Raw genomic sequence first — 25534 nt, forward strand, 5'->3', positions numbered from 1 at the left:
TGCACTTCCAGGGCTCGGCTAGTGTCCTACGAGGACATTCAGCACTGTGCGCCGCCAGGCGCGCCAAGGAGCACCCGATGTCGAACCATCACACCTACAAGAAGATCGAGCTGGTCGGTTCCTCGCGCACCAGCATCGAGGACGCCATCAACAACGCCCTGGCCGAGGCCTCGAAGTCGTTGCGGGACCTGGAATGGTTCGAGGTGGTGGACACCCGCGGGCATATCGAGAACGGTGCGGTGGGGCATTACCAGGTGACGCTGAAGGTTGGCTTCAAGATCGCCGACAGCTGACCGGCATTCGCCGCCGGGCGCCCGCGGGCCGGGGCGCCGGGGGCTTGCATGGCCGCCGTGGCGCGGCCGTTCACACGGGCCCAGCGGGCCCTTCGTCCATTCGTTCAGCGAAGGAGCATCAGCCATGAAGAAAGTGTTGTTGGCCGCCGGCCTGCTGGCCCTGGCGGGAAGCGCCCTGGCCGCCGGCAAGCCGTGCGAGGAGCTCAAGGCCGAGATCGACGCCAAGCTCCAGGCCAAGGGCGTCTCGGGCTACACCCTGGAGATCGTCGACAAGGGCGCGGGCGGCGGGCGCCAGGTGGTCGGCACCTGCGAGGGCGGCAGCAAGGAGATCGTCTACTCGCGGCACTGAAGCCGCCGCGGGACCGCGAAAGGGGCGCCAGTGGCGCCCCTCTTGCTGTCGGGCACTCTGTCGCCGCCGCGCTGTCTCTCGTTAGGATAGGGCGCCCCGTGGTGGGGCTGACGAGGGAATGCCATGACCGTGAGCAAGTTCGCCGTGCTGATGCTGGCCCTGGCCTGCGCGGCTGCCGCCCAGGCGAAGACCAAGCCGTGCGAGGAACTCAAGGCGGAGATCGAGACCAAGATCCAGTCCGCCGGGGTGACCTCCTACACCCTGGAGATAGTCACCAACGCCGAGGTGAAGGACCCCAGCATGGTGGTCGGCAGCTGCGAGGGCGGCACGCGCAAGATCATCTACCAGAAGAACGACGACTGAGCCGCCCGGCTCAGAACAGCCCGCAGTTCATCCGCCCCTGGAAGTCGGTCTTGGCCACCAGTTGGCCGTTGGCGTCGGTGAGCAGGGCCAGGGCCTTGCGCAGCTGCGGGCGCACTTCCAGGCGGTAGCGCTGGCCGGGGGCGAAGTTGTCGTAGGTCAGCCACACGCGGCAGGTGATCTGCGTGGTGTTGTCGCTCATCGCCAGCCCGCCGCCGCCTCCCCCGGGGATCTCGTACTGGTAGCGCACCTCCAGCTCGTGCTTGCCCGGCGGCACCTGGAAGAAGCGGCCGTCGCGCAGCACCTGGTTGTCCAGGCGCTCGGCGAGCAGGGTGTTGGCCGGCTGGGTGTAGAGGTCGACCCAGGCCAGCTGCGGGTCGTGGGCCGGCAGCGGGCCGGCGCAGGCACACAGCAGGGCCGGCAGGAACAGCAGCGGAAGTTTGCGCATGGCGGTGTCGCTCGAAGCGGGGAATCCTTCCAGCATACCCCCTGGGCGGCGCCGCGGCGCGTGGCTCAGACCTTCTCGCAGCGCCCGGTGCGGCCGCGGGCGATTTCGTTGGCCTGGTCGTCGTAGAGCCGCGCCCAGGGGTAGAAGCCGATGCTGCCGGTCTCCAGGCGGTAGCGCTGGCCGGCGCCGAAGTCCTTGTACTTGAGGGTCAGCTGGCAGTCGCGCCACATCGCCTCGGAAACCGCGGCCTCGGAGCCGATGTTCTGCGGCTCGACCTGGAACTGGTAGCGCACGCGCAACTCGTGCTGGCCGGGGTCGACCTCGAAGTAGCGGGTGCTGTGCCAGGGCTTGTCGTCCACCTCCAGGGCCGAGAGGTCGCTCTGGCCGGTGGTGTCGAGGTCGATCCAGGCACGGTTGGGGTCGGGTTGCGGCAGGATCAGCGAGCAACCGCTCAGGACGAGCAGGCCGGTGGCGAGCAGCAGCGGGCGCATGGGTACACTCCAGGGCAGTCTTGTTGTGCGAGGCAGCGGCGGTGAGGGGCCTGTGCTAATGTGCCGCGCATGCCCGCCCGCCCGTGTATTGCGTTTCTCGACCGCCGATTGCCCCGCTGGGTTCCCTGCCTGGCGTTCTTCCTGCTGGGCGGTTGTTCCAGCGCCGGCTACTACGGCCAGCTGGGCAGCGGCCAGCTGCAGTTGCTGGCGGCCCGCGAACCGGTGGCCGAGGTGGTCGCCGACCCCGCCCGCGACGCCAGGCTGCGCCAGCGCCTGGCGTTGTCGCAGGAGGCCCGCGCCTTCGCCAGCGCCGAGCTGGCCCTGCCGGACAACCGCAGCTACCGCCTGTACAGCGATATCCGCAGGCCCTACGTGGTGTGGAACGTGTTCGCCGCGCCGGAACTGTCGCTGCAGCCGCTCACCCACTGCTTCCCCATCGCCGGCTGCGTGGCCTACCGCGGCTACTATGCCGAGGCCGGGGCGAAGGCCGAGGCGCAGCGCCTGAAGGCGCAGGGCTGGGACGTCTACGTCGGCGGCGTGGAGGCCTACTCCACCCTCGGCTGGTTCGATGACCCGATCCTCAGCAGCATGCTGCGCTGGGACGACCAGCGCCTGGCCGAGACGCTGTTCCACGAGCTGGCCCACCAGCGCTTCTACCTGCCCGGCGACACCGCCTTCAACGAGTCCTATGCCAGCTTCGTCGAGCAGGAGGGCGGCCGCCGCTGGCGCGCCTTCCGCGGCCTGCCGCCGGAGCAGGCGAGCCGCGTGCGCCAGCGCGAAGGCTTCACCCGCCTGGTGCTGGATACCCGCGAGCGTCTGAAGGAACTCTATGCCCGCGACCTGCCCGAAGCCGACAAGCGCGCCGCCAAGGCCGCCGAATTCGAGCGCCTGCGCCGCGACTACCGCGCGCTGTGCCAGCGCGAATGGGCCGGCAAGTGCCCCTACGACGCCTGGGTGAACGGCCCGCTGAACAACGCCAAGCTGCTGCCCTTCGGCCTCTACGACCAGTGGGTGCCGGCCTTCGCCACCCTGCTGCGCCAGGTGGGCGGCAACTGGCCGGCGTTCTATGCGCGGGTCGAAAAGCTCGGTGCCCTGCCCGCGCAGCAGCGCCAGGTGGCCCTGGTGCGACTGAAAACCGGCGAATTCGTCAGCCTGCGCTAATCTCACCCGTAGATAGTCGTTTTTTTGACTTTCCGCGGGCCCTCATGGCCCCCCTGCCCCGGGTCAACGGGCATGGAGGTGCGCCATGGGCTTCGTCCCCTGCACCTTGGCCTGCCTGTGCCTGCCGTTGCTGATGGCCTGCGCCGCCGAGAGCTACCAGGAGCAGTTGCACCAGGGCCAGCGGGAAGTGCTGGCCAACGCCCTGCCGGTGGCCGAGGTGTTGGCCGACCCCGGCACCGACCCGCGCACCCGGCGCCTGCTCGCCGCCGCCGTGGCCGCCCGCGACTTCGCCAGCCGCCGCCTGGACCTGCCGGACAACGCCAGCTACCGCCGCTACGCCGACCTGGGCCGGGACTACGCGGTGTGGAACCTGTTCGCCACCGACGAGTTCTCCCTGCGGCCGCGCGATCGCTGCTTTCCCCGCGCCGGCTGCGTCAGCTACCTGGGCTTCTACGATCCCCACGCCGCCCGCCGCGCGGCGGCCGAGCTGCAGCGCCAGGGCCTGGACACCTGCATAGGCGCGGCCGCGGCCTTCACCATCCCCGGGCGCGAGGACGCGCCCATCCTCAGCACCATGCTCGGCGACGAGGCGCACCAGGCCGAGCTGATCTTCCACGAGCTGGCCCACCAGCGCCTGTACCTGCCCGGCGACACCGCCTTCAACGAGTCCCTGGCGGTCTTCGTGCAGCGCGAGGGGCTGCGCCAGTGGCTGGCTTCCCGCGGCCGACCGCTGCCGGCGGACACGGGGCCGCGGCAGCGCGAGGCGCTGGCGGCCCTGGTGCTGGCGACCCGGGCGCGGTTGCAGGCGCTCTACGCCAGCGGCCTGCCGCCGGAGGCCATGCGGGCGCGCAAGGCCGCCGAGTTCGAGCGCCTGCGTAGCGAATACCGGCAGTTGGTGGCCCGGCGCTGGGGCGGCAAGGGTTTGTTCGATGGCTGGATCGACGGGCCGCTGAACAACGCCACGCTGCTGCCCTTCGCGCTCTACGACCAGTGGGTGCCGGCCTTCGCCGCGCTGTACCGCCAGGTCGACGGCGACTGGCCGGCGTTCTACGCCCAGGCCGCAAGGCTCGGCGCCCTGCCCGCGGCGCAGCGCCAGGCGGCGTTGGAGCAGCTTGCGGATGGGCGGTTCCGGTGGTTGTGAAGCATGTCTCCCGGAGCGGATTTATCCGCGATTTCGCCGGCAGGGCCAGCGCTGGGCCTATCGCGGACGGAGTCCGCTCCTACGCCATCCCCACCTGCGTAGTTTCCCTGTAGGAGCGCGCCCTGCGCGCGAATCGCGGGCAGGGCCCGCTCCTACAAGGGGCTCCGGGGTCAGTCCGCGGCATCCGGGGCGTGCAGCGGCAGGTCCAGCTGCACGCGGCGGCGCAGCCAGGGGCTGGGGCGGTAGCGCGGTTCGCCGTAGCAGGCCTGCAGGCCCTGGAGGATGGTGAGGATGCGCGCGGCGCCATAGTGCTCGCCGAAGGCCAGCGGGCCGAAGGGGTAGCCCAGGGCCAGTTGCACCGCGCGGTCGAGGGTCACCGGGGTGGCGATGCCGCGCTGGGCGATCTCGCAGCCCAGGTTGACGATGCTGGCGATCACCCGCTGGGTGACGAAGCCGGCGGAGTCGTTGATCACCTCCACCGGCACGCCGTCGGCGCCCAGGGCCTGGCGCGCCTGGGCCTCCAGCTGCGGGTCGAGGGCCGGCTGGCGCATCAGTACGCGGCGCTTGTCGAGGTCGCCGAAGCTTTCCAGGGCCAGGCTGCGCTCCGGCGGCAGGCCGAGGGCGTCGATGCGGGTGCTGGCGTCTTCGCCCAGCGGGGTGACCAGGCAGATGGCCCGGGCCGAGGGCGCCTCGGCGCTCTCCAGCACCAGTCCGGCCTGGATCAGCAGCTGGCCGACGTGGTGGCGCAGTTCCGGGTCCTGGCTGTCGAGCCAGAACGGGCGGTCCAGCAGCACCGGTTCGGCTTGCGGCTCGGCCTCGCGGATCGGCTGGCCATCCTGGTAGCGGTAGAAGCCCTCGCCGCTCTTGCGCCCCAGCAGGCCGGCGGCCACCCGCTGCGCCGCCAGGGGCGAGGGCAGGTAGCGCGGGTCCTGGTAGAACTGCTGGTACAGCGATTCCATCACCGCGTGGGAAACGTCCAGCCCGGTCAGGTCGAACAGCTCGAAGGGGCCCATGCGGAAGCCCGCGCCGTCGCGCAGGATGCGGTCGATCTGCGCGGCGCTGGCGATGCCCTCGCCGAGGATGCGCAGGGCCTCGGTGCTGTAGGCGCGGCCGGCGTGGTTGACGATGAAGCCGGGGCTGTCCGGGCTCACCGCCGGGAAGTGCCCGGCCTGCTCGGCGAGGCGCGACAGGCGCGTCACCACCGCCTCGGCGGTGCGCTGGCCGCGCACCACCTCGACGATGCGCATCAAGGGCGCCGGGTTGAAGAAGTGGAAGCCGGCGACCCGCTCGGGGTGGTGGCAGCGCGCGGCGATGCGGGTGATCGACAGCGACGAGGTGTTGCTGGCCAGCACCGCGTCCCCGGCCACCCGCGCCTCCAGCTCGGCGAACAGCGCCTGCTTGGCGCCCAGGTCCTCGACTATGGCCTCGATCAGCAGGTCGCAGCCGGCCAGCTCGTCCAGGCCGTGGGCCGGGCGCAGGCGCTGCAGGGTGGCGGCCAGGGCATCGGCGTCGAGCCTGCCCTTGGCGGCGGCGCGTTCGAGCAGCTCGCGGTTGAACGCCAGGGCCTGCTGGATGCTCTCGGCGCGGCTGTCGTAGAGCTGCACCGGCACCCCGGCGCTGGCGAACAGCTGGGCGATGCCGCGGCCCATGGCACCGGCGCCGATCACGCCGATGCGCCGGAACGCGGGAAGGTTGCTCTCTGGCATGGGCTGGTGGCCCCCGTCTGACTGGCTTGTCTTCACCTTAGTCGCTGGGGTCACGCCGTGGGGTTCCGTTGTTTTTCCAGGTCGCGCAGCTGGCGGCGGAGCATCTTGCCCACCGAGGTCTTGGGCAGCTCGTCGAGAATCTCGACGAAGCTCGGCACCTTGTAGCCGGTGAGGTGCTCGCGGCAGTGGGCGATGATGGCGGCGGCGTCCAGGGCCGGGTCGCGCAGGCTGACGAACAGCTTCACCGACTCGCCCTTGCGCAGGTCCGGCACGCCGATGGCGATGCACTCGCGCACGCCGGGGTGGCGCATCACCGCGTCCTCCACCTCGTTGGGGAAGACGTTGAAGCCCGACACCAGGATCATGTCCTTCTTGCGGTCGACGATCTTCAGCAGGCCGTTGGCGTCCTGCAGGGCGATGTCGCCGGTGCGCAGCCAGCCGTCGGCGTCCAGCACCTGGGCGGTCTCCTCCGGGCGCTGCCAGTAGCCGAGCATCACCTGCGGGCCGCGCAGGCACAGCTCGCCGGGCACCTCGGGCGGGCAGTCGTTGCCGTCCTCGTCGAGGATGCGCACCTGGGTATCGATCAGCGGCTGGCCGACGAAGCCTTCGCGGTAGGGCGTCAGCCGGGTGTTGGTGCACACCACGGGCGATGCCTCGGTCAGGCCGAAACCCTCCAGCACCGGGGCGCCGGTGAGCGCCTGCCAGCGCCGGCCGACTTCCAGGTTCAGCGGCGCGCCGCCGCTGGTCACCCACTTCAGGTGGCTGAAGTCGAGGCTTTCGAAGGCCGGGTGGTTCATCAGCCCGACGAACAGGCTGTTCAGCCCGCTGAGCAGGCTGAAGGGGTAGCGGCGCATGGCCTCGATGATCTCGTCGAGGTTGCGGCCGTCGCGGATCACCACGGTGTGCAGGCCCATGGCCACGGAGCTCAGGCAGTTCGTGGAGAAGGCCATGATGTGGTACAGCGGCAGCGGCGCGATGCGCACGTCGGTGGCCGGGTCGAGCAGGCCCGGGCGCATGAACAGCTCCAGGGTCTGGATGACGTTGGCCAGCAGGTTGTAGTGGGTCAGCATGGCGCCCTTGGAGAGGCCGGTGGTGCCGCCGGTGTACTGCAGCAGGGCCAGGCGCTCCAGGCCCTGCTCGGCGTCCAGCGGCGGGGCCTCGGCGCCCAGGCGCAGGGCCTGCATGAAGCGGCTGGCGTCGGGTTCGTCGCAGGCGTACCGCGGGGCTTCCAGGTCTTCCACCGAGGTCAGCAGCACCTGGCGCACCGCGCTTTCGCCCTGGACCTTGCGCAGCAGCGGCAGCAGGCGGTCGAGCAGCAGGATGGCCACCGCGCCCGAGTCGCGCAGCTGGTGGCTCAGCTCGCCGGCGGTGTACTGCGGGTTGGTGTTGACCAGCACCAGCCCGGCCTTGAGCGCGCCGAAGGCGGCGATGGGGTACTGCAGGGAATTGGGCAGCATCAGCGCCAGGCGTTCGCCGGGCTGCAGGCCGGCGCAGTGGCGCAGGTAGCGGGCGAAGGCGTCGGCCTGGCGTTCCAGCCCGGCGAAGTCCAGGCTGCCGCCGGCGCAGGAAAAGGCCGGGCGCCCGGGGTGTTCGCGGCTGGCGTCGCGCAGCAGGTCGTGGACGTTGCGGTAACCGCGCGCGGCGAATTGCGCGGCGACATGACTTTCGGCAGTGACGGGCATCGGCGCCCTCCATCAGTGAATTGTTGTTCTGCTCTGCGAAACATGATGTCGAAATCGATGGTATGCGATAGCCTTTGGGCATGCAATGGCGTGCCGCCCCTGCTGTCCGCGGCATGCCGATCTGCTATCGTTCGCCCGCGCCGGACGCCGCTCCGGCCCCCCTTTCCCGATGCCGAGGCAGCATGAGCGACGATTTCGAAGACCCCAGCGCACCCAAGGACCGCAAGTTCGTCGAGGCCCTGGCCCGCGGCCTGGACGTGCTGCGCGCCTTCACCCACGGCTCGGTGGTGCTGGGCAACCAGGAGATCGCGCGGATCACCGGGCTGCCCAAGCCGACCGTGTCGCGCATGACGTACACGCTGACCAGGCTCGGCTACCTCAGCTACTCGCAGCAGCACGAGAAGTACCAGCTGGATTCCGGCGTGCTCGCCCTGGGCTACGCCTACGTGTCGAACCTGCGCGTGCGCCAGCTGGCCAAGCCGTACATGGAGGTCTTCGCCCGCCGCACCAACACCACCGTGGGCCTGACCTGCCGCGACTGGCTGTCGATGATCTACGTGGAGAACTGCCGCCCGCCGGAAGCCACCTCCCTGCGCATGGACGCCGGCGTGCGCCTGCCGCTGGCCACCACCGCCGCCGGCCGCGCCTACCTGGCGGCGACCCCGGAGCAGGAGCGCGAGCACCTGCTGCAGGCCCTGGAGGCCCGCCACGAGGGCGACTGGCAGGCGTTGCGCGCCTCGCTGGAGCACTCCTTCGAGGAATACCGCGAGCACGGCTTCTGCCTCTCCCTCGGCGACTGGGACCGCAACGTGCGCGCCGCCGGCGTGCCGCTGCGCCTGGCCGACGGCGGGCTGATGGCGCTGACCTGCGGCGCGCCCTCCTTCCAGCTCAGCGAGGAGACGCTCAAGGGCACCCTGGCCCACGAGCTGGAGATGCTGGCGCGGGATATCGAGAGCCTCGGCGCCTGATTCGCTTCGTGAGCATGTCGTAGGGCGTATGACGCGGAGCGTTATACGCCGCCTGGCCAGGGTTTCAGGGCGTTGCGAGTTCGACCTTGGCGTCGGCCTTCAGGTGCGGTGTAGCGGCGTATAACCGCGAACGGTTATACGCCCTACGTCACTTCGTGAGCACGCCGCTTCCCCCACCCCAACCCTCTCCTGGAGGGTTGAGGTGGGGGGCCGCAGGCCTGCCTCAGGCCACCTCCATCAACCCCGCATAGGCCTTTAGGTGATGGTCGTCGTCGCCCAACTGGTGGCCGAGCATCACCAGGCGCTTGGCGTGGTGCGCCAGCACGTACTCCCAGGTCATGCCGATGCCGCCGTGCAGCTGGATCGCCTGTTCGGCGATGTAGCGCCCGGCGCGGGTGACGATGAACTTGGCCGCCGCCAGGGTGCGGCTGCGCTCGGCGCCGTCTTCCTGGTCGGCCACGCAGGCGGCGAGGATGGCCATGGACGTGGCCTGTTCCAGCTCGCTACGCATGTCCACCATGCGGTGCTGCAGCACCTGGAACTTGCCGATGGGCACGCCGAACTGCTTGCGCGTCTTCAGGTAGTCGAGGGTCAGGGCACAGGCTTCCTGCATGCTGCCCAGGGCCTCGGCGCACTGCGCGGCGATGGCGCGGCCCTGCTGGTAGCGCAGCGCCGGCAAGGCTTCGCCGGGCGTGCCGACGGCTTCGGCGACGGCGCCGTCGAGGAACAGCTCGCAGGCCTTCTGCCCGTCGAGGGTCGGGTAGGCGCGGCGCTGCACACCGGGTTGTTGCGGATCGACCAGGAACAGGCCGATGCCCGCCTCGTCCCGCGCGTTGCCGGATACCCGCGCCGAAACCAGGATCGCCGTGGCGCTCTGCCCGCCGATCACCACGGCCTTGCGGCCGCCGAGCTTCCAGCCGTCGCCGGCCTGTTCCGCGCGGGTCTGCACGTCGTGCAGCTGGTAGTGGCTCTGCGGTTCTTCCAGGGCCACCGCGAGCTGCGCCTCGGCGCTGGCGATGCGCGGCAGCCAGCTTGCCTTCTGCGCCTCGCTGCCCAGCTGGGCGAGCAGCCCGCCGGCGTGCACCACCGATTGCAGGTAGGGCTCCAGGCACAGGCCGCGGCCCAGTTCGGTGAGCACCAGCATGCTGTCCACGCCGCCGCCGAAGCCGCCGTAGGCCTCGGGCAGCGACACCGAGGTCAGCCCCAGCTCGCCCAGCTGGCGCCAGAAGCCGGCGCTGTAGCCCAGCTCGCTGGCGGTGAAGGCCTCGCGCCTGTCGAAGGCGTATTCGTCGCGCACCAGGCGCGCCGCGGTGTCCTGCAGCATCTGCTGCTCTTCGCTGAGTTTGAAGTCCATGCTCACGCCCTCACAGCTCGAGAATCATCTTCGAGACGATGTTCTTCTGGATTTCGTTGGAGCCGCCGAAGATCGACAGCTTGCGCAGGTTGAAGTACTGGCTGGCCGGCGCCGCCGCGTAGTCGGCGTGCAGCGGCTCGGCGCCCAGCTCGAATTCCTCCTCGATGAAGGGCAGCGCGTAGGGGCCGATGACCTTGCGCAGCAGGTGGCTGATGGCCTGGCGGATCTCGGTGCCCTTGACCTTGAGGATCGAGCTTTCCGCCCCCGGCACGCCGCCTTCGCGGGCCGCGGCGAGGATGCGCAGGGTGCTCATCTCGATGGCCATCAGCTGCATCTCCACCTCGGCCACCTGGGCGCGGAACAGCGGGTCGTCGAGCATCGGCTTGCCGTCGCACAGTTCGCGGCTGGCCACGCGTTTCAGGTGCGCCAGCACCGCCTTGGATGCGCCTATGCCGGCCAGGCCGGTGCGCTCGTAGGTGAGCAGGTACTTGGCGCAGGTCCAGCCTTCGTTCTCGCGGCCCACCAGGTTCTGCACCGGCACCTTCACGTTGTCGAAGAAGACCTCGTTGACCTCGTGCTCGCCGTCCAGGGTGATGATCGGCCGCACGGTGATGCCCGGCGACTGCATGTCGATCAGCAGGAAGCTGATGCCGCGCTGCTGCTGGGCTTCCGGGTCGGTGCGCACCAGGCAGAAGATCCAGTCGGCATGCTGGCCGAGGGTGGTCCAGGTCTTCTGGCCGTTGACGATGTAGTGGTCGCCGTCGCGCACCGCGCGGGTCTTCAGCGAGGCCAGGTCGGAGCCGGCGCCCGGCTCGGAATAGCCCTGGCACCACCAGTCGGTGCCGTCGAGGATGCGCGGCAGGTAGTGGGCCTGCTGCTCGGGCGTGCCGAATTTGATGATCACCGGCGCCACCATGTTCACGCCGAAGGGGATGGTGCGCGGCGCGCCGAAGGCGGCGCATTCCTCCTCGAAGATGTGCTTCTGCACGGCGTTCCAGCCGGTGCCGCCGAATTCCACCGGCCAGTGGGTGGCGTACCAGCCCTGTTCGCTGAGCAGGCGCTGCCAGCGCTGGTGGTCCTGCTTGGTCAGGTGCTTGCCCAGGCGCACCTTGCTGGCGATGTCCGCGGGCAGCTTGGCGCGCAGGAAGGCGCGCACCTCGTCGCGGAAGGCCAGTTCGTCGGGGGTGAAGTGGATGTCCATGGCGGGTCCTCAGAGGTCGGCGAAGCGGCGGCCTTCGGCCACCAGGCGTTCGAGCAGGGGGGCCGGCTCCCACCAGGCGCCGAAGCGCTGGTGGAACTCGCGGATGCGTTGCAGTACCTGGTCCAGCCCCAGGCTGTCGGCGTGGAACAGCGGGCCGCCGCGCCAGGCCGGGAAGCCGTAGCCGTTGAGGAAGATCAGGTCGATGTCGCTGGCGCGCTGGGCGATGCCCTCGTCGAGGATGCGCGCGGCCTCGTTGACCAGGGCGAAGATGCAGCGCTCGACGATGTGTTCGGCGCTCACCGGCTGGCGGGCGATGCCGCGCGCGGCGGCGGCCTGCTCCAGCATGGCCGGCAGCGCCGGGTTGTCCTGCGGGGTGCGCGAGCCTTGCGGGTAGAGGTAGAAGCCGGCGCCGCTCTTCTGCCCGAGCATGCCGGCGGCGTACAGGTGGTCGAGCACCGTGGGCAGGGTCTGCCCGGGCTTCAGGCCGGGGCGCTGGCGCTCGCGGATGGCGTGGCTGATGTCCAGCCCGGAGAGGTCGCGCACCGCCAGCGGGCCCATGGCCATGCCGAAGTCGCGCAGGGCACTGTCCACCTGCGCCGGGCTGGCGCCCTCTTCCAGCAGGAACTCGGCCTGGCGGCCGTACTGGAAGATCATGCGGTTGCCGACGAAGCCGTCGCACACGCCCACCGCCACCGCGACCTTCTTCAGCCGCTTGCCCAGCTGCATGGCGCTGGCCAGCACCTCGGCGCTGGTCTCGCGGCCGCGCACCACTTCCAGCAGGCGCATGACGTTGGCCGGGCTGAAGAAGTGCAGGCCGACCACGTCCTGCGGGCGCCGGGTGAAGGCGGCGATGGCGTCGAGGTCCAGCGACGAGGTGTTGCTGGCGAGGATGGCGCCGGGCTTGCACACGGCGTCCAGGCGTTCGAACACCTGGCGCTTCACGTCCAGGCTTTCGAATACCGCCTCGATCACCAGGTCCACTTCGGCGAGCGCGGCGTAGTCGAGCACGCCCTGGATCAGGCCCAGGCGCTTCTCCATGGCTTCGGCCGTCAGGCTGCCGCGCTCGACGCTGGCCTGGCAGGTGGCGCGGGCGCGCTGCAGGGCGCGGTCGAGGGCGGCGTCGTCGACTTCCAGCAGCTTCACCGGGATGCCGACGTTGGCGAAGCACAGGGCGATGCCCACGCCCATGGTGCCGCCGCCGATCACAGCGGCCGTGCGCACTTCGCGCACCGGGGTGTCGGCGGGCAGGCCGGCGATCTTCGCCGCTTCGCGCTCGGCGAAGAAGGCGTGGATGAGGGCGGCGCGCTGGGGCGACGCCAGGCATTCCTGGAACAGCTCGCGCTCGCGCTTCAGGCCCTCGGCCAGGGGCAGGCGGGTGGCGGCCTCCACCGCGGCGACGCAGTGCAGCGGGGAGAACAGGCCGGGCATGCGCTTCTGCACCTCGGCGTGCCTGGCGGCGATCAGCGCGGCGTCGCCTTCCACCTGGCGCTCGCCGGTGCGGCGCGGGCCACGGCCTTCGTCGAGCAGGCGGCGGGCATAGGCCAGGCCGGCCTCGGCCAGGTCGCCTTCGACGATCGCATCGAGGATGCCGTATTCCAGGGCCTGCGGGGCCTTGACCGGGTTGCCGGAGACGATCATGTCCAGCGCCCGCCCCACGCCGACCAGGCGCGGCAGGCGCTGGGTGCCGCCGGCGCCGGGCAGCAGGCCGATCTTCACTTCCGGCAGGCCGACCTGGGCGTCGGCCCGGGCGATGCGGTAGTGGCAGGCCAGCGCCACTTCCAGGCCACCGCCCAAGGCCGTGCCGTGGATCACCGTCACGCTGGGCTTGGCGGACGCCTCGATGGCCTCGACCACCTCGGGCAGCGAGGGCGCCCGCGGCGGCTTGCCGAACTCCTTGATGTCGGCCCCGGCCATGAAGGTGCGCCCCGCGCAGACCAGCACCACCGCCCGCACCGCGGCATCCGCCTCGGCCTCGCGCAAGGCCCGCAGCAACCCGGCGCGCACGGCCAGGCCCAGGGCGTTGACCGGGGGATTGTCGACCTTGATCAGGGCCACGTCGCCATGACGTTCGACCTGCACTACCTCGGACATGCTTTGCGTCTCCGTTGTAATTGTGGTTTTTAACGGAATTATGTTTCGCTGTGCAGAATATAAAGATCACTGGGGGTTGTCGAGGGGGCTTTTGTGGGGGCGAGCTTGCTCGCGAACGGATGTCCAGACGGGCCTCTGTGTTTGTTCGAAGAGCGCCCTCTCCCCAGCCCTCGGCTGCGCGCCCCGCCCTGAAGGGAGAGGGGGCAGTCTGTGCCGAGAAGGGATTTGGTGTTAGTCGGACACTCGGTGCGAGCCGGCTAATGCCGAAACATCAGCGCACACCGAACGGTCCCCTCTCCCTTCAGGGAGAGGGTTAGGGAGAGGGAACGGAGTCAAGCCATGGCGCCGAAGCAGCCGGGAGGCACCGTTCGCGAGCAAGCTCGCTCCTACGAGAGCCGAGGGCGCTGGCGTGAATCGCAGGCAAAAAAAGACCGCTCTCCCCTGCCTGAATCTGGAAAAGCGGTCTGTTAAGCGAAAAAGAAGTCGTGGAAAGGTCGTTATAGGCCCCCGCCGTTGCAGCTTGTTTACAGGCAAGAAAAAAGCCGCGCCCTTGCGGGGCGCGGCTTCTTCAAAGGTGCGGTCGGCTATCAGAAGGCCGGAACCACGGCGCCCTTGTACTTCTCGAGGATGAACTGCTTCACCTCGGGGCTGTGCAGGGCGGCGGCCAGTTTCTTCATGGCGTCGCTGTCCTTGTTGTCCGGGCGGGCGACCAGGATGTTCACGTAGGGCGAGTCGGAACCCTCGATGGCCAGGGCGTCCTTGGTCGGGTTCAGCTTGGCTTCCAGGGCGTAGTTGGTGTTGATCAGGGCCAGGTCGACCTGGTTCAGCACGCGCGGCAGGGTCGCGGCTTCCAGTTCACGCACCTTGATGTTCTTCGGGTTGTCGGTGATGTCCTTCGGGGTGGCGGTGATGCTCTTCTCGTCCTTGAGCTTGATCAGGCCGGTCTTGGCCAGCAGCAGCAGGGCGCGGCCGCCGTTGGTGGCGTCGTTGGGGATCACCACGGTGGCGCCGGAGGGCAGCTCGTCGAGCTTCTTGTACTTGCTGGAGTAGGCGCCCAGCGGCTCGATGTGCACGCCGGTGACGGCCACCAGGCTGGTGCCCTTGGACTTGTTGAACTCGTCCAGGTACGGCTGGTGCTGGAAGAAGTTGGCGTCCAGGCGCTTCTCGGCGACCTGGGTGTTGGGCTGCACGTAGTCGGTGAATTCCTTGACCTTCAGCTCCACCCCTTCCTTGGCCAGGATGGGTTTGACGAAGTTGAGGATTTCCGCGTGCGGCACCGGGGTGGCGGCCACGCTGAGGGTTTCGGCCGCGTGGGCGCCGGTGATCGACAGCGCCGCGGTGGCGGCGAAGGCGGCAAGCAGTTTCTTCATGGATCGCTCCTTTTGGGATTTTCCTGTGGCCCGCGGGCCTTGTGGTTATTTGCGCGAGAAGTGGACCACCAGCTTGTCGCCGACGGTCTGCAGGATCTGCACCAGCACCAGCAGCATGATCACGGTGACCACCATGACGTCGGTCTGGAAGCGCTGGTAGCCGAAACGGATGGCCAGGTCGCCGAGGCCGCCGGCGCCGACCACGCCGGCCATGGCGGTGTAGGACACCAGGGTGATGGCGGTGACCGTGACGGCGGCGATGATGCCCGGGCGGGCCTCCGGCAGCAGGGCGTTCCAGATGATCTGCCGGGTGCTGGCGCCCATGGCCTGGGTGGCCTCGATGATGCCCTTGTCCACCTCGCGCAGGGCGGTTTCCACCAGGCGCGCGAAGAACGGCGTGGCGCCCACCACCAGCGGCGGAATGGCCCCGGCGACGCCCAGGGAGGTGCCGGTGATCAGCACGGTGAAGGGGATCATCACGATCAGCAGGATGATGAACGGCAGCGAGCGCAGCACGTTGACCACGAAGGACAGCAGGGCGTAGACCGCGCGGTTCTGGAACATCTGCCGGGGCCCGGTGAGGAACAGCAGCACGCCCAGGGGCAGGCCGAGGATGACGGTGAACAGCAGCGAGCCGCCGAGCATCCAGAAGGTGTCGATGCTGGCCTGGAGGATTTCCGACCAGTCGATATTGATGAAGAAGTCGTTCATGCGCGCAGCACCTCCACATGCACCTCGGCCGCGTTCAGCTGGGCCATGGCCGCCTCCATGTCACCGCCCACCAGGGCCAGGGTCAGCTGGCCGTAGGGCTGGTCCTTGATGCGGTCGATGCGCCCGGCGAGGATGCTGTAGTCCACCCCGGTCTGCCGCGCCACGGTGCCCAGCAACGGGGCGTAGGTGGCCTCGCCGCGGAAGGTCAGGCGCAGGATGCGCCCCGGCACGTGGGCGAAGTCGTCGTGCTGCTCGTCCTCGTCGACGCGCTCGGCCTCGAAGACGAAGCGGCGGGTGGTTTCGTGCTGCGGGTGGAGGAAGACGTCGGCCACCTCGCCCTGCTCGACGATGCGCCCGGCGTCCATCACCGCCACGCGGTCGCAGACGCGGCGGATCACGTCCATCTCGTGGGTGATCAGCACGATGGTCAGGTTCAGCTCGCGGTTGATTTCCGCCAGCAGCTGCAGGACCTGGCCGGTGGTCTGCGGGTCCAGCGCGCTGGTGGCCTCGTCGCAGAGCAGCAGCTTGGGCCCGCAGGCCAGGGCGCGGGCGATGCCGACGCGCTGCTTCTGGCCGCCGGAAAGCTGCGCCGGGTACTTGCGGGCGTGGTCCTGCAGGCCCACGCGCTTGAGCAGTTCGTCCACCCGCGCGGCGATCTGCGCGGCGCTGAAGGTGCCGGCCAGCTTCATCGGCATGGCGATGTTCTCGGCCACGGTCCTGGAGGCCAGCAGGTTGAAGTGCTGGAAGATCATCCCGACGCGCTGGCGGAAGCGCCGCAGGCCGTCGGCGTCGAGGGCGGTGACGTCCTCGCCGTCGATGACGATGCGCCCGCCGCTGGGCTCTTCCAGGCGGTTGATCAGGCGCAGCAGGGTGCTCTTGCCGGCCCCGGAGTGGCCGATCAGGCCGAACACCTGGCCGGCGCCGATGCTCAGGCTCGTCGGCTGCAGGGCCGGGATGTCGCGGCCGGCGACGCGGTAGGTCTTGTGGACGTCGTGGAATTCGATCACGTGGCGAACCTTGTGGGTACGGCGAAGTGTGGGAATGGCGCGCTCTGCCGGGGTGTCCTGGCAAACGAGCGTAGGCGCTCGGCAAAAACCGCGCATTTTACCCTGCTTTCCTATAGCCGATTAATCCTTGTTCGGATAAGGGCCGAGCGAAAGGGAATAAGACGGGCGGACGCGGTTTTCAGGGCTCGCACTTGACCGGGGCGGGCGCCTTGGGCTGGCCGATGTCCTTGACGTCGGCGGCCAGCGCCGGGGCGCGCGGCATCAGCGAGCGGGCGCGGGCCAGGGCGTTGCTGGCGCCGTTGACGTCGCCGGCCTGCAGGGCCTCGCGGCTGCGTTGCAGGTAGGCGTCGGCCAGGCGCTGGCGGCGTTCGGCCAGTTGCGCGGCGTCCTCGTGCTCCTGGCCCAGCTGCAGCTGCGCGGCTTCCAACTGGCCGGCGGCCAGGCGGGCCTCGAAGCCGGAACCGCCCGGCGCCTGGCCGAGCAGGCTCTGGCAGGCGCCCAGCAGCAGGGCGAGGGAGAGGACGGAAAGCAGACGGAGGGCAAGGGACTTCATGCCAGTCATTCTCGATTGATCAAAAAATCGACAAATTCTACACCGTCCGCCGCGGCAGGACAAAACTCAGCAGGAACAGCGCCGCCGCGCTGACCACGATGGACGGCCCGGCCGGGGTGTCCTTGAACCAGGACAGCGCAAGCCCCGCGCATACCGCCACCAGGCCCACCAGGGTGGCGCCGGCGGCCATCTGCTCGGGGCTGCGGGCGTGGCGCTGGGCCGCGGCGGCGGGGATGATCAGCAGCGAGGTGATCAGCAGCACGCCGACGATCTTCATGGCCACGGCGATGACGATGGCGATCAGCAGCATCAGCGCCAGGCGGATGGCGGTGACCGGCAAGCCCTCGACCCGCGCCAGCTCCTCGTGCACGGTGATCGCCAGCAGCGGCCGCCACAGCCCGCAGATCAGCCCCAGCACCAGGGCGCTGCCGGCGACTATCCACAGCAGGTCGGCCTGGCTCACCGCCAGCAGGTCGCCGAACAGGTAGGCCATCAGGTCCACCCGCACTTCCTTCATGAAGCTCAGGGTCACCAGGCCCAGGGACAGGGTGCTGTGGGCGAGTATGCCCAGCAGGGTGTCGGCGGCCAGCGGCTGGCGCTGCTGCAGGGTCACCAGCAGCACGGCCAGCAGCACGCAGCCGACGGTCACCGCGAGGGTCGGGCTGACGTCCAGCAGGAAGCCCAGGGCCACGCCGAGCAGCGCGGCGTGGGACAGGGTGTCGCCGAAATAGGCCATGCGCCGCCAGACCACGAAGGAGCCCAGGGGGCCGGCGACCAGCGCCAGGGACAGCCCGGCCAGCAGCGCGTAGAGAAGGAAATCAGCCATGGTTGCAGTCGGGGCCGTGCTTGTGGACCTGCCCTTGTAGAGGGCGCAGCTTGCCCTGGATGGCCAGGCCGGTGCGCTGCGGCACCACCTCGCCATGCAGGTCGTGGGAATGGTCGTGGTGGTGGTGGTAGACCGCCAGGCTGCGGGCGTCCTGGCCGAACAGCTCGACGAAGGCCGGGTCGCCGCTGACCTGCTCGGGGTGGCCGTGGCAGCACACGTGGCGGTTCAGGCAGACCACCTGGTCGGTGGTGCTCATCACCAGGTGCAGGTCATGGGAGACCATCAGCACGCCGCAACCCAGGCGGTCGCGCAGGCGGGTGATCAGCCGGTACAGCTCGGCCTGGCCGGCCACGTCGACGCCCTGCACGGGTTCGTCCAGCACCAGCAGCTGCGGCTTGCGCAGCAGCGCGCGGGCCAGCAGCACGCGCTGCAGTTCGCCGCCGGAGACGGTCTGCAGCGGGCTTTCCAGCACGTGCGCGGCGCCCACTTCCTTGAGCGCGGCCAGGGCCTGCTCGCGGCCCACGCCCGGCACCAGGCGCAGGAAGCGCAGCACCGAGAGCGGCAGGGTGGGGTCGACGTGGAGCTTCTGCGGCATGTAGCCGATGGTCAGCTTCGGCTGGCGCCACACCGTGCCGCTGTCAGGCCTGAGCAGGCCCAGCACGCTGCGCACCAGGGTGGTCTTGCCGGCGCCGTTGGGGCCGATCAGGGTGACGATCTCGCCGGCGGCGATGCTCAGGCTGACGTTCTGCAGCACCGCCTGGCCGGCATAGCGCACGCCCACCCCTTCGAGGCGGACCAGGGGCTGGCTCATCAGGCCTCCCGCTGCTTGGGCGCGCAAGCGGCGCAGAGCCCGACCACTTCGACGGTCTGCGTCTCCACCACGAAGCCGACGCCCTCGGCGCCGGCGACTATCGCCTGGCTGATGGCCGGCTGCTCCAGCTCGATGGCGGTGTGGCAGGCGCGGCAGATGAGGAACTGGCCCTCGTGGGCGTGCTCGGGGTTGTTGCAGCCGACGAAGGCGTTGAGCGAGGCGATGCGGTGCACCAGGCCGTTTTCCAGGAGGAAGTCCAGCGCCCGGTAGACGGTGGGCGGCGCGGCGCGGCGGCCGTCCGCCTCGCTGAGCACGGCGAGGATGTCGTAGGCGCCCAGCGGCTTGTGGCTCTGCCAGACCAGCTCCAGCACGCGCCGGCGCAGCTCGGTCAGGCGTACGCCCTGGCGCGCGCAGAGCGCGTCGGCCTCGGCCAGGGCGCCGGCCACGCAGTTGGCGTGGTCGTGCGGGCGGCAGGCTAGCGGGGTGGTGGGCATCAACTTGTACATGCGGCGACGACGCTCGGGTACGGAGACGTTATTATATTACCCTTTACCTCCCTTCCCGTGTGAGTCCGCCGTGTCCCTGCGCCCTTCCGCCCTGCTCCTCGCCTGCTGCACCCTGCTCCCCAGCCTCGGCGCCAGCGCCGAGGTCAAGGTGCTGACCAGCATCAAGCCGCTGCAACTGATCGCCGCCGCCGTCCAGGACGGCGAAGGCAGCCCCGACGTGCTGCTGCCGCCCGGTGCCTCGCCGCACAGCTACGCCCTGCGCCCCTCGGACGTGCGCCGCCTGCGCGAGGCCCAGCTGTTCTACTGGATAGGCCCGGACATGGAGGTGTTCCTCGACAAGCCGCTGCAGGCCCGCCAGGCGCCCAGCGTGGCGGTGCAGGAGCTGCCGGGCATGCACCTGCGCAAGTTCGTCAACTTCGAGAACATGGGCCACGCGGACTACGAGGACCATGATCACGACCACCGCCCCGGCACCGTGGACGCCCACCTCTGGCTGCTGCCGGCCAACGCCCAGGCCATCGCCGCGCGCATGGCCGAGGACCTGGCCATCGCCGACCCGCTCAACGCCGGGCGCTACCAGGCCAACCTCAAGGCCTTCGACGAGCGCATGGAGCAGCTCGACGCGCGCCTGAAGCAGCGCCTGGCGCCGCTGGTGGGCAAGCCCTACTTCGTCTTCCACGAGGCCTTCGACTACTTCGAGGAAGCCTACGGCCTGCGCCACACCGGGGTCTTCGCCCTGTCCGCGGACGTGCAGCCGGGCGCCCGCCACGTCGCCGCCATGCGCGCGCAGCTGCAGAAGGCCGGCCCGTCGTGCATCTTCAGCGAACCGCCGATCCGCCCGCGCCTGGCCGATACCCTCAGCGCCGGCCTGCCGGTGCAACTGGCCGAGCTGGACGACCTGGGCGTGGCGGTCAAGGTCGACGCCAATGGCTATGAGAGGCTGCTGGGTAACCTGGCTGATGAGTTCGCCGGGTGCCTGGAGAAGCTCTAGGGGCCATATGGTCGTTCGCGGCCATCCGCTTCGGGGGCAACGGCGGATAACGCCGTAGGCGTTATGCGCCCTACGGCTGCACCGAGACGCTCTTCGCGGGGATGACGAAGGTGCGAGGATGACTCCGGCGTTCCCTCCTGCAGAGGACAGCCCCCTCTCCCGCTTGCGGGAGAGGGTTGGGGTGAGGGTGCTCTTGACCCCACGCCTACGTCACCGGGACACGCCTTCCGCGAGCAGGAACCAGGCCCCCCTCGATCCTGCGAAAAGCAACGCACCCCGTTCAGCAGATATCCGCCCCGCCCTTCCACGAATCCCGCGTCCCGTCCGCCCAGCTCCTACACTTTCCACCTGCGTCCCATCGCCTCATAGGCAAATACTCCTTTTGGGGACTAGTCTCCTGCTGGGCTAAATACACAATATGTGGTTTCGTGTATTTACTGGATAACTAGATGTTGCGGTTGGGCTGAGCCGGCCGCGCACCAAACGGGAGGATCTTCAGCGGATGGCCAAGACCGATGCTCGCCCGCAGGGCATAGACCAGGCGGCACTCGAACTGCAGCCGGCGTCCCAGGACATCTGGGACAGCAAGTACCGGCTCAAGCAGAAGGACGGCACGCCCATCGACGCCACCGTCGACGCGACCTGGCAGCGGGTGGCCCGCGCCCTGGCCGAGGTCGAGCCCGACGCCGCCACCCGCGAGCACTGGTACGAACGCTTCCTCTGGGCCCTGCGCCACGGCGCCATCCCGGCCGGGCGGATCATCTCCAACGCCGGCGCCCAGGGGCACAAGCCGGCCACCTCGACCATCAACTGCACCGTCTCCGGGATCATCCACGACTCCATGGACGACATCCTGCAGAAGGTCCACGAGGCCGGGCTGACGCTCAAGGCCGGCTGCGGCATCGGCTACGAGTTCAGCACCCTGCGCCCGCGCGGCGCCTACGTGTCCGGCGCCGGCGCGCACACCAGCGGGCCGCTGTCGTTCATGGATATCTTCGACAAGATGTGCTTCACCGTGAGCTCCGCCGGCGGCCGCCGCGGCGCGCAGATGGGCACCTTCGACGTCGCCCACCCGGACGTGCGCGAGTTCATCCGCGCCAAGCGCGAGGACGGCCGGCTGCGCCAGTTCAACCTCAGCCTGCTGGTCACCGACGACTTCATGCAGGCGGTGCAGGCCGACGCCGACTGGCCGCTGGTGTTCCCGGTGCACCACAAGGAGGTCGACGAGGTCGACCTGGACGACCCGGCCCAGGTGCTCTGGCGCGACTGGCCGGTGCACGACGACTACCTGGTCGGCGACGACGGCCGCGTCGCCTGCCGCATCTACGGGCGCGTCAAGGCACGGCACCTGTGGGACATGATCATGGTGTCCACCTACGACTACGCCGAGCCGGGCTTCATCCTCATCGACCGCGTCAACGAACTGAACAACAACTGGTGGTGCGAGGCCATCCGCGCCACCAACCCCTGCGGCGAGCAGCCGCTGCCGCCCTACGGCTCCTGCCTGCTGGGCTCGGTGAACCTCACCGGCTTCGTCGTCGACGCCTTCGGCGAGGAGCCGCACTTCGACTGGGAGCGCTACCGCGAGGTGGTGCGGGTGTTCACCCGCATGCTCGACAACGTGGTGGAGGTCAACGGCCTGCCGCTGGCCCAGCAGCGCGAGGAAATCCTCGGCAAGCGCCGCCACGGCATGGGCTTCCTCGGCCTGGGCTCGACGCTGACCATGCTCAAGCTGCGCTACGGCAGCCCCGAGGCCTGCGTGTTCACCGAGGAAGTGGCGCGCGAGATGGCCCTGGTGGGCTGGGAAGTGGCCCTCGACCTGGCCCTGGAGAAAGGTCCGGCGCCGGTGCTGGCGCAGGACTACGAAGTGACCGCGGAAATGCTGCGCAAGCGCCCGGAAATGGCCGCCGACGGCCTGAAAGTGGGCGACCGTGTGCCCGGGCGCGTGCTCCACGCCAAGTACTCGCGCTACATGCAGCGCATCGCCGAGCACGCCCCGCAGCTGGTCGAGGCCCTGGCCCGGCACGGCGCGCGCTTCACCCACCACAGCTCCATCGCGCCCACCGGCACCATCAGCCTGAGCCTGGCCAACAACGCCTCCAACGGCATCGAGCCGAGCTTCGCCCACCACTACTCGCGCAACCTGATCCGCGCCGGGCGCAAGACCAAGGAAAAGATCTCGGTGTTCAGCTACGAGCTGCTGGCCTACCGCGCCAGGGTCGACGCCAAGGCCGTGCCCGACGCCGAGGACGGCAAGCATCGCCTGCCGGAGTACTTCGTCACCGCCGACGACATCACCCCGCAGCAGCACGTGGACATCCAGGCGGCGGCGCAGAAGTGGATCGACTCGTCCATCTCCAAGACCGCCAACGTGCCCACCGACTACCCCTTCGAGCAGTTCAAGGACATCTACCTCTACGCCTGGCGCCAGGGCCTGAAGGGCTGCACCACCTTCCGCTTCAACCCGGCGGCGTTCCAGGGCGTGCTGGTCAAGGACGCCGACCTGGAGAAGACCCTCTACCGCTTCGAGCTGGAAGACGGCAGCACGGTGGAACTCAAGGGCAACGAGGAAGTCGAGTACGACGGCGAGGTGCACAGCGCCGCGAACCTGTTCGACGCCTTGAAAGAAGGCTACTACGGCAAGTTCTGAGCCGCGGAGATCGCAGATGACAGTGAAAATCGCCCAGAAGATCAAGGGCTTCGAAGTGGTCGACGTGGCCGAGGAAAAGGCCCGCGCCGAAGCCGCGGCGGCGGCCGCCGTGGTGAAAATGGACGAAACCCTGCAGCGCCCGGAAATGCTGGTGGGCGCCACCTACAAGGTGAAGTCGCCGCTGTTCGAGCACGCGCTCTACGTGACCATCAACGACGTGGTGCTCAACCCGGGCACCCCCTACGAGCAGCGCCGGCCCTTCGAGATCTTCATCAACTCGAAGAACATGGACCACTTCCAGTGGATAGTCGCCCTCACCCGCATCATGTCGGCGGTGTTCCGCAAGGGCGGCGACTGCACCTTCCTGGTCGAGGAAATGAAGGCCGTGTTCGACCCGCGCGGCGGCTACCTCAAGCGCGGCGGCATCTACATGCCCTCCATCGTCGCCGAGATAGGCGCGGTGGTGGAACGCCACCTAGTGGCCATCGGCCTGATGCAGGGCCTGGAGATCGACGAGGAACAGCGCCTGTACCTGGCCGAGAAACGCGCGGCCTACGAAGCGGCCCAGGGCACCAACAAGGCCGAACCCGGCGAAGGCTTCCCCGCCGGCGCCCAGCTGTGCGGCAAGTGCAACACCATGGCGGTGGTACAGATGGACGGCTGCGCGACCTGCCTGAACTGCGGATATTCGAAATGTGGGTGAGCCGGAGTCTTTGCGAAGCATGCTTCGCCCGGCGAACGACCGGCCAAGGATGGCCGGGCCGGGGTTGACCTTGGGCAGAGGAGTATCGACAGGGATGTCTGCTCAAGATCGGATCTTCACTCCATAAGAGCATGCTTCGCCCGGCGAACGACCGGCCAAGGATGGCCGGGCCGGGGCTGACCTTGGGCAGAGGAGTATCGACAGGGATGTCTGCTCAAGATCGGATCTTCACTCCATAAGAGCATGCGTCGCGCCGGCACGTCCCCTGTAGGAGCGAGCTTGCTCGCGAACTGGAGTCCGTGCCGATGCGGGTTCGCGAGCAAGCTCGCTCCTACGAAAAGCCGTGCCATTCGGCCATTCATGAACGCCGGCGTATAACCGCGAAGGGGGTTATACGCCCTGCATTGCACCGGGGGATCCCGCTATCGCGGACAAGGTCCTGCAACCATGCTCGACCGTAGGGCAATAACCGTTCGCGGTTATCCGCTGCCGGCCGGAACAGCGGTGTCCGGGACCATTGGCGGATAACGCCGTAGGCGTTATGCGCCCTACGGGTTGCAAGGGTGCGGCGTAGGATGGGTTGAGCGAAGCGATACCCATCGCCATGGCCGCATGGGTTTCGCCAAGGCTCGACCCATCCTACGAAGAGCATATCGGCGCGGGGCGCAAGACAGTTGCCCCTACGCCCGAGCTTCCTGGAACCGCAGGAGCGGAGTCATCCTGAAATACCAATCCTGGGACGCTCCATTCGCAAGCAACCTCGCCTCCACTGCGGCACAATATCCCCCTCCGCCACCGCCCGGAAGCCTTCGCGTGCCCACCCTCGCCCTCCAGGAACTCCCCCTAGACCAGGCCCCCTGGCCCCTGTTGCTGCTCGCCGACCCCAGCCGCGGGCAGGTCGAGCGCTACCTGCCGCAGTCGCGTCTGCTGGCTTTGCTCGATGGCGATGCGGTGCGTGGCGTGCTGGCGCTGACGCCGGTGAGCTGGGGCGTGCTGGAGGTCACCAACCTGGCGGTGGACGAGGCCTGGCAGGGCCGTGGGCTGGGCAAGCGGCTGCTGGGGGCGGCCATCGAGGCGGCGCGGGCGGCCGGGGCGCTGCGGCTGGATATCGCCACCGGCAATTCCAGCCTGGCGCAGCTGGGGCTCTACCAGCGCATGGGCTTTCGCATCTGCGCGGTGGAGCCCGACTACTTCCGCCTCAACTATCCCGAGCCCATCGTCGAGAACGGCATTCCCTGCCGCGACCGCCTGCGCCTGAGCCTGGTGCTCTAGTCGCCCAGCGCCTGGTACAGGGTGTCGACGTTGCTGCGGTACAGGCCCAGGTAGGTGCTGGCCGGGCCTTCGCTGGCCAGGGCGTCGGAATGCAGGGTGCCGCCGATCTTCGCGCCGCTTTCCTCGGCGATCTGCCGCATCAGCCGCGGGTCCTTGATGTTCTCCACGAAGACCGCGCGGATGTGCTGCTCGCGGATCTGCCGGATCAGCTCGGCGACTTCCGTGGCCGAGGCCTCGCGCTCGGTGGACAGGCCCTGGGGCGCCAGCAGCTTCAGGCCGTAGGCCTGGCCGAGGTAGCCGAAGGCGTCGTGGGAGGTGACCAGGGTGCGGCGGTCGGCGGGCAGCTTGCCGAGCCTGTCCTTGGCGTAGGCCAGCAGCGCGTGGGCCTGCTCCAGGTAGGCCTTGGCGTTGCGCTGGTAGTCGGCGGCGTTGGCCGGGTCGATCTGCGCCAGGGCCCTGGCGATGTTGCCGACGTAGAGGTCGGCGTTGGCCAGGTTGTTCCAGGCGTGCGGGTCGGGGATGGTCCGGCCGTCCTCCTCCAGGCTGCGCGGGATCACCCCGTGGCTGGCCTGGATGACCCTGGCGCCGGTCTCGGTGCTCTTCACCAGGCGGTCGAGCCAGGGCTCGAAGCCCAGGCCGTTCTCCACCACCAGCTGCGCCTGGCGCACGGCGCGGGCGTCGTCCGGGGTGGTCTCGTAGGTGTGGGCGTCGCTGTCGGGGCCGACCAGGTTGTTCAGCTGGATGTGCTCGCCGCCGACCGCGCGGGTCATGTCGGCGAGGATGCTGAAGCTGGTCACCACCCTCGGCTTTTCGGCGGCGGGCAGCGACAGGGGCAGGCAGAGCGCGAGCAGGAGCAGCAGGACACGCATGGTGGTTTTCCTCGAAGGGG

Annotated in this window: 25 protein-coding genes; 10 read left to right on the forward strand and 15 right to left on the reverse strand. The window is 69.2% G+C overall.

What is annotated here, in order from left to right; genetic code table 11:
* Nucleotides 1–77: 77 nt before the first annotated feature.
* From CHC02_RS17665 to CHC02_RS17675, 3 genes are all read left to right on the forward strand, one after another.
* Nucleotides 78–293: a dodecin gene (locus CHC02_RS17665; protein ID WP_089392755.1), complete on the forward strand. Its 216-nt coding sequence runs from the start codon at nt 78–80 to the stop codon at nt 291–293.
* A 124-nt stretch (nt 294–417) separates the two neighbouring features.
* The gene (locus CHC02_RS17670; RefSeq protein ID WP_089392756.1) at nt 418–642 is read left to right on the forward strand and encodes a DUF1161 domain-containing protein; all 225 of its coding nucleotides are present in this window, start codon (nt 418–420) and stop codon (nt 640–642) included.
* Nucleotides 643–792: 150 nt separating this feature from the next.
* Nucleotides 793–1005, forward strand: a complete 213-nt coding sequence (locus tag CHC02_RS17675) for a DUF1161 domain-containing protein (protein WP_244161008.1) — start codon at nt 793–795, stop codon at nt 1003–1005.
* Nucleotides 1006–1015: 10 nt separating this feature from the next.
* Here the strand turns inward: CHC02_RS17675 and CHC02_RS17680 are convergent, their stop codons facing one another.
* Together CHC02_RS17680 and CHC02_RS17685 are read right to left on the reverse strand one after the other, a co-directional pair.
* Entirely contained in the window at nt 1016–1450 is a 435-nt protein-coding gene (locus tag CHC02_RS17680) for a PA0061/PA0062 family lipoprotein (protein WP_089392757.1), read from the reverse strand.
* A gap of 65 nt (nt 1451–1515) precedes the next feature.
* Nucleotides 1516–1941 (reverse strand): PA0061/PA0062 family lipoprotein, encoded by a 426-nt coding sequence (locus CHC02_RS17685; RefSeq protein WP_089392758.1) that lies wholly within the window; start codon nt 1939–1941, stop codon nt 1516–1518.
* A 69-nt stretch (nt 1942–2010) separates the two neighbouring features.
* On the opposite strand from CHC02_RS17685, the gene CHC02_RS17690 reads away from it, so the two are divergent.
* Both CHC02_RS17690 and CHC02_RS17695 read left to right on the forward strand, forming a co-directional pair.
* The gene (locus CHC02_RS17690; protein ID WP_089392759.1) at nt 2011–3102 is read left to right on the forward strand and encodes an aminopeptidase; all 1092 of its coding nucleotides are present in this window, start codon (nt 2011–2013) and stop codon (nt 3100–3102) included.
* Between the two features lie 85 nt (nt 3103–3187).
* Nucleotides 3188–4243 carry an aminopeptidase gene (locus CHC02_RS17695; protein WP_089392760.1) on the forward strand — a complete coding sequence of 352 codons (1056 nt, stop codon included), beginning with the start codon at nt 3188–3190 and terminating at the stop codon, nt 4241–4243.
* A gap of 170 nt (nt 4244–4413) precedes the next feature.
* Here CHC02_RS17695 and CHC02_RS17700 read toward each other — a convergent pair whose 3' ends face one another.
* Together CHC02_RS17700 and CHC02_RS17705 are read right to left on the reverse strand one after the other, a co-directional pair.
* The gene (locus tag CHC02_RS17700) at nt 4414–5949 is read right to left on the reverse strand and encodes a 3-hydroxyacyl-CoA dehydrogenase (RefSeq protein ID WP_089392761.1); all 1536 of its coding nucleotides are present in this window, start codon (nt 5947–5949) and stop codon (nt 4414–4416) included.
* A gap of 50 nt (nt 5950–5999) precedes the next feature.
* Nucleotides 6000–7631, reverse strand: coding sequence for an AMP-binding protein (locus CHC02_RS17705; RefSeq protein WP_089392762.1), 1632 nt, complete (start codon nt 7629–7631; stop codon nt 6000–6002).
* A gap of 182 nt (nt 7632–7813) precedes the next feature.
* Between CHC02_RS17705 and CHC02_RS17710 the strand changes: the two genes are divergently transcribed.
* Complete coding sequence (locus CHC02_RS17710; RefSeq protein WP_089392763.1) at nt 7814–8599, forward strand: IclR family transcriptional regulator; 786 nt, start codon at nt 7814–7816, stop codon at nt 8597–8599.
* 223 nt (nt 8600–8822) lie between these two features.
* Here the strand turns inward: CHC02_RS17710 and CHC02_RS17715 are convergent, their stop codons facing one another.
* The 10 genes from CHC02_RS17715 to zur all read right to left on the reverse strand — a co-directional run bounded on the left by CHC02_RS17715 (nt 8823) and on the right by zur (nt 19029).
* A complete protein-coding gene (locus CHC02_RS17715; RefSeq protein ID WP_089392764.1) occupies nt 8823–9953 on the reverse strand; it encodes an acyl-CoA dehydrogenase family protein in 1131 nt (376 codons plus the stop codon).
* Between the two features lie 10 nt (nt 9954–9963).
* Nucleotides 9964–11154, reverse strand: a complete 1191-nt coding sequence (locus tag CHC02_RS17720; RefSeq protein WP_089392765.1) for an acyl-CoA dehydrogenase family protein — start codon at nt 11152–11154, stop codon at nt 9964–9966.
* A 9-nt stretch (nt 11155–11163) separates the two neighbouring features.
* Nucleotides 11164–13245, reverse strand: a complete 2082-nt coding sequence (locus tag CHC02_RS17725; RefSeq protein WP_089392766.1) for a 3-hydroxyacyl-CoA dehydrogenase NAD-binding domain-containing protein — start codon at nt 13243–13245, stop codon at nt 11164–11166.
* A gap of 587 nt (nt 13246–13832) precedes the next feature.
* Complete coding sequence (locus tag CHC02_RS17730) at nt 13833–14615, reverse strand: MetQ/NlpA family ABC transporter substrate-binding protein (protein ID WP_089392767.1); 783 nt, start codon at nt 14613–14615, stop codon at nt 13833–13835.
* A gap of 45 nt (nt 14616–14660) precedes the next feature.
* Nucleotides 14661–15326 carry a methionine ABC transporter permease gene (locus CHC02_RS17735; RefSeq protein WP_089392768.1) on the reverse strand — a complete coding sequence of 222 codons (666 nt, stop codon included), beginning with the start codon at nt 15324–15326 and terminating at the stop codon, nt 14661–14663.
* Nucleotides 15323–16333, reverse strand: a complete 1011-nt coding sequence (locus tag CHC02_RS17740; RefSeq protein WP_089392769.1) for a methionine ABC transporter ATP-binding protein — start codon at nt 16331–16333, stop codon at nt 15323–15325. Before CHC02_RS17740 ends, CHC02_RS17735 begins: the two co-directional genes overlap by 4 nt.
* Nucleotides 16334–16511: 178 nt before the next feature.
* Nucleotides 16512–16886, reverse strand: a complete 375-nt coding sequence (locus CHC02_RS17745) for a hypothetical protein (RefSeq protein ID WP_089392770.1) — start codon at nt 16884–16886, stop codon at nt 16512–16514.
* 37 nt (nt 16887–16923) lie between these two features.
* Nucleotides 16924–17712, reverse strand: coding sequence for a zinc ABC transporter permease subunit ZnuB (znuB, locus tag CHC02_RS17750; protein WP_089392771.1), 789 nt, complete (start codon nt 17710–17712; stop codon nt 16924–16926).
* The gene (gene znuC, locus CHC02_RS17755; protein WP_089392772.1) at nt 17705–18523 is read right to left on the reverse strand and encodes a zinc ABC transporter ATP-binding protein ZnuC; all 819 of its coding nucleotides are present in this window, start codon (nt 18521–18523) and stop codon (nt 17705–17707) included. The genes znuB and znuC overlap by 8 nt, the downstream gene beginning before the upstream one ends.
* Nucleotides 18523–19029 carry a zinc uptake transcriptional repressor Zur gene (zur, locus tag CHC02_RS17760; RefSeq protein ID WP_089392773.1) on the reverse strand — a complete coding sequence of 169 codons (507 nt, stop codon included), beginning with the start codon at nt 19027–19029 and terminating at the stop codon, nt 18523–18525. Before zur ends, znuC begins: the two co-directional genes overlap by 1 nt.
* 70 nt (nt 19030–19099) lie before the next feature.
* On the opposite strand from zur, the gene CHC02_RS17765 reads away from it, so the two are divergent.
* From CHC02_RS17765 to CHC02_RS17780, 4 genes are all read left to right on the forward strand, one after another.
* Entirely contained in the window at nt 19100–20020 is a 921-nt protein-coding gene (locus tag CHC02_RS17765; protein ID WP_089392774.1) for a zinc ABC transporter substrate-binding protein ZnuA, read from the forward strand.
* Nucleotides 20021–20522: 502 nt separating this feature from the next.
* Entirely contained in the window at nt 20523–22670 is a 2148-nt protein-coding gene (locus CHC02_RS17770; protein ID WP_089392775.1) for an adenosylcobalamin-dependent ribonucleoside-diphosphate reductase, read from the forward strand.
* 16 nt (nt 22671–22686) lie between these two features.
* Nucleotides 22687–23373 (forward strand): TSCPD domain-containing protein, encoded by a 687-nt coding sequence (locus CHC02_RS17775; RefSeq protein ID WP_089392776.1) that lies wholly within the window; start codon nt 22687–22689, stop codon nt 23371–23373.
* Nucleotides 23374–24186: 813 nt separating this feature from the next.
* Nucleotides 24187–24645 carry a GNAT family N-acetyltransferase gene (locus CHC02_RS17780; protein ID WP_089392777.1) on the forward strand — a complete coding sequence of 153 codons (459 nt, stop codon included), beginning with the start codon at nt 24187–24189 and terminating at the stop codon, nt 24643–24645.
* Here the strand turns inward: CHC02_RS17780 and CHC02_RS17785 are convergent.
* Nucleotides 24642–25514 (reverse strand): metal ABC transporter substrate-binding protein, encoded by an 873-nt coding sequence (locus tag CHC02_RS17785; RefSeq protein WP_089392778.1) that lies wholly within the window; start codon nt 25512–25514, stop codon nt 24642–24644. The genes CHC02_RS17780 and CHC02_RS17785 overlap by 4 nt on opposite strands.
* Between the last annotated feature and the right edge of the window lie 20 nt (nt 25515–25534).

The organism is Pseudomonas delhiensis (assembly GCF_900187975.1).
Classification (GTDB): domain Bacteria; phylum Pseudomonadota; class Gammaproteobacteria; order Pseudomonadales; family Pseudomonadaceae; genus Pseudomonas; species Pseudomonas delhiensis.